This is a genomic window from Nocardia brevicatena NBRC 12119 (assembly GCF_000308495.1).
In the GTDB taxonomy this organism is placed as follows: Bacteria; Actinomycetota; Actinomycetes; order Mycobacteriales; family Mycobacteriaceae; genus Nocardia; species Nocardia brevicatena.
In genome coordinates this window covers 1-4,155 of the sequence record NZ_BAFU01000074.1, presented here as the reverse complement: position 1 = coordinate 4,155, position 4,155 = coordinate 1, and the positions used below count along the sequence as shown (strand labels likewise).

Below are 4,155 nucleotides of genomic sequence, written 5' to 3'. Positions count from 1 at the left end.
CACCCATGCCGAGCAGATCCTGGCGGAGGTATTCGCCGACGTACTCGGTGTCGACGAGGTGGGTGTCGACGACGACTTCTTCGCCGTCGGCGGTAACAGCATCCTGTCCATTCAGCTGGTCTCGCGGGCCAAGGCGCGCGGTGTGCTGTTCCGGGCACGCGATGTGTTCGAGCAGCGCAGTATCGCCGCCCTGGCGGAGATCGCCGTCCTGGACGCCGATATCGACCGCCCCCGACTGCCGGAACTGCCCGGCGGTGGAGTGGGCGATATGCCGCTGCCCCCGAATATCGCGGCGGTCCTCGAGACGGGCGCGGATTACGCCGGATACGCACAGTCGGTGGCATGGCATCTGCCCGCCGACACCGGCCACGCGCCGCTGGCCGCCGCGATCACCGCGGTGGTCGACCGGCACGACGCGCTGCGGAGCCGGCTGCGGCGGACCGACGACCGGTACATGTTGGAGGTGCTCGAGCCCGGGGCGCTCGACGCCGCGGCGCTGCTGCGCCGGGTGCCGGTCGCCGCGGGTACCGATCTCACCGAATTCGCCCGGATGACCGCCGCTGAACTCACCGCCGCCGTCGACCGGCTGGACCCGGAGAACACGGTCATGGTGCAGTTCGTCTGGTTCGACACCGCGGACCCCGATATCGATGATGTGCTGCTCGCGGTCGGACACCGGTTCGTGGTCGACGCCGAGTCCTGGCGGATCATCGGCCGCGACCTGGCCACGGCCTCCGCGCGGACGGCGGCCGGGCAGCCGGTTGCGCTCCCGCCGGTCGGCACCTCGCTGCGGCGTTGGGCGCACGGCCTGGCCGAAACCGCCGCCGACCGCGCCGCGGAACTGCCGTACTGGCAGCAGGCCACCGGGGACGGCGATCCGCAGCTCGGCGACCGTACCCTCGACCCGGCGGTGGACACCGTCGCCACGGTCGACCAGGTGCGCGTCGCGGTGCCGGACGAGGTCGCGGCCGCGGTCCTCACCGATATCCCCGGTCGGTACCACAGCGAGCCGTCCGACGCCCTGCTGTCCGCGCTGGCCTTGGCGGCGGTGCGGTGGCGCGGTGGATCGGCCGTCACCCGGTTCGGCCTGTCACATACCGGTCGCGGCGACACCGCCCTCCCCGGTGCCGATCTCACCGGCACCGTCGGTTGGTTCGCCGCAACCCATCCTGTGCGGCTGGACCTGACCGGCACCGACCTCGACGCGGCTTTCACGGGCGCGTCGGCCACGGGCGCCGTGGTGAAGTCGGTGAAGGAACAGCTGCGGGCCGTACCCGACCACGGTCTGGGTTACGTAACGCTGCGCTACCCGGCCACCGGAGAACCGGCCGAACTCGGCGCAACCGGTCAGATCGCATTCCGGCTCACCGATCATCGGCATATCGACACCACCTCCGGCCACGGCTGGAAGCCGGTGGACGGTTTCGTCCGGCCGGTCACCCGGAGCGAGCCGCGCCTGCCCGCACCCGCGGCGGTCGATATCGAAGCGGTCGTTACCGCGGCAGGTGACGGTCCGCGCCTGGCGGCGACGTTCTCCTACCCGGCCGGCCTGTTGCCCCGGAACCGCGTCCAGGAGTTCGCCGAGCTGTGGCTGGCGGCGTTGACGGCCCTGGCCCGGCACGCCGAACGCCCCGACGCGGGCGGCTTCACCCCGTCGGATATGCCGCTGGTCACGGTCGAACAGGCCGATATCGAGCGGTGGGAGCGCGGCTACCCGACCCTGTCCGAGGTGTGGCCGTTGTCGCCGCTGCAGGCCGGTCTGCTGTTCCTCGCTCAGCTGTCGGCGTCGACCACCGACGTCTACGTCCAGCAGGCGCAGGTCGACCTCGCCGGCACCGTGGATGCCGCCCGGCTCCGCGCCGCCGGACAGGCCATGCTCGGCCGCTACCCGAACCTGCGGGCCGCTTTCACCACGGATACCGCGGGCCGGGCCGTGCAGATCGTCCTCGACGAGGTCGAGCTGCCGTGGCGTGAGGTGGATCTGAGTACCCTGCCCGCCGACGAACGCGAATCCGAACTCGTCCGTCTGCTGGCCGCGGACCGGGCGACCAGTTTCGATATGTCGGTCGCGCCGCTGCTCCGGTTCACCCTGGTGCGGCTCGATGCCGACCGGGTGCGGCTGGTCATCGCGGCTCACCACATCCTGTTCGACGGATGGTCCATGCCGCTGCTCATGCAGGATCTTCTGGTGCTGTACGCGCTGCGCGGTGACGCGAACGGCCTGCCGCCGGTCACCCCGTACCGGGAGTTCCTGTCCTGGCTCGCCGACCGCGACCAGCGGGAATCGCTGCGGGCCTGGGCGGCGGCGCTCGAGGGCGTCACCGAACCGACCCTGCTGGCCTCGCAGGCCAAGCCGGCCCCGGCGGAGAACGGCACCGTTGTCACCGAACTCGACGCCGACCGCACCCGGCAGGTCATCGACCGCGCCGCCGGTCTCGGTGTCACGGTGAACACCCTGGTCCAGGCCGCCTGGGCCATCCTGCTCGGCCGTCTCACCGGCCGCGGCGATGTGGTGTTCGGTGCGACCGTGTCCGGCCGTCCGGCCGAACTGCCGGGTGTGGAATCCATGGTGGGCCTGTTCATCAACACCCTGCCGGTGCGGGTGCGGATCGACGATCGCGCCACGATCGCCGACCTGCTCACCCGACTGCAGCGGGAACAGGCCGAACTGCTCGACCACCACCAGACGGGTCTCAATGAGATCCAGCGGGCGGCGGGCCCCGGTGCCCAGTTCGACACGCTGCTGGTGTTCGAGTCCTACCCGGTGGATCGGGAGGCCATCGCGGCGGCCAGTTCCATCGACGGTATGTCGGTGACCGGCGTGGACTTCCACGGTGGCACCAACTACCCGCTCACCCTCATGGTGGCCGAGGAATCCACCCTCACCTTCGGTCTTCAGTACCAGGGTGACCGCTTCACCGAGGCCGAGGTGCACACCCTGGCCGCCCGCCTGCGGCGGGTCGTGGATGCCCTCGTCGGCGCCCCGGACCTCCCGGTCGGCGAGATCGATATCCTCGACGCCGCCGAACGGGCCCGCCTGCTCACCGAATCCGCCGGTACCGCCGTCACGCCGGAACCGGTCGGCCGGGTGGGCGCGCAGACCGTGGCCAAGGTGCTCGGTGAAGTGGTCGAAGAGGATCCGTCCGCCCCCGCGCTCCTGTCCGGCGACACCGAGGTCGCCTTCCAGGACGTGGACCGGCGCTCTTCCCGGTTTGCCCGCCTGCTCATCGCCCGCGATATCGGCCCCGGCGACACCGTCGCGGTCACGCTGCCGCGTTCGGTGGATGCCGTGGTCGCCGCCTGGGCGGTCCAGAAGGCGGGTGCGGCCTGCCTGTTTGCCGGTGATCTGCCGGTGGACCGGATCACTACCGTAGGCGCCGCCCTCGTCATCGGCGCCGACCCCGGTGCCGACTCCCTGCGATGGCTCGACCCGACCGATAGCGGCATCGCCGCGGAACTCGCCGAGGCCCCCGACCACCCGGTGTCCTACGCCGACCGGGCCCGCCCGCTGGGTGAGGATCATCCCGCCTTCGTCATCACCACCGACGACGGCATCCGGACCCTCACCCAGACCGAGGCCCTGGGCCGTGCCGAGCAGCTGTGCGAGGAACACGGAATCGACTACGAGTCGGCCACGTTCACCACCGCGCGGTCCGGTCAGGGGGCCGTGGACGAGTTCCTCACCGCCGCCACGACCGGTGCGCTGTCGGTGCTGCCCACCGACGCCGATCCGGCCGACGATGTCGCGGAGGGTGAGGTGACCCACTGGTTCGTCGGCGGGGGCGAAGCACCGGCCGATGCGGGCGAGGATGTCACCATCGTCCGGAGCTGATACAGGGGAACCGGATCATCGGCGGCGGGGATACGAGCGGAAGGGGCAGTGAGCTCCCGGATCGGCTCCTCAGGCCTCAGGGCGTGAGGAGCAGTGGTGCGAAATCCGGCGGTAGCGCGAATCGACCTGGGAGTTTGCCGCCGGGCGAAGTCAGCAGTCAGGCGTAGGCTTCAGCAGCCATGTTCGGCAGGGGGCCGGCGTCGAGTGTCTCGAAACCTTGGTAATGAGACGGCTTCGAGTCCGCAGAAACTACGAAGGAGGCCGCCTGACGCTCGCCCCTTCTACAAGAATTTGACGATATCTCGGGTGGCGTTGCGATGAGT

At 70.6% G+C, this 4,155-nt stretch carries 1 protein-coding gene; it reads left to right on the top strand.

The window, feature by feature from the left end; all coding sequences use genetic code 11:
• A partial coding sequence (locus tag ON20_RS21970) for a condensation domain-containing protein (RefSeq protein ID WP_157228940.1) occupies positions 1–3,832 on the top strand: 3,832 nt, incomplete at its 5' end.
• Between the last annotated feature and the right edge of the window lie 323 nt (positions 3,833–4,155).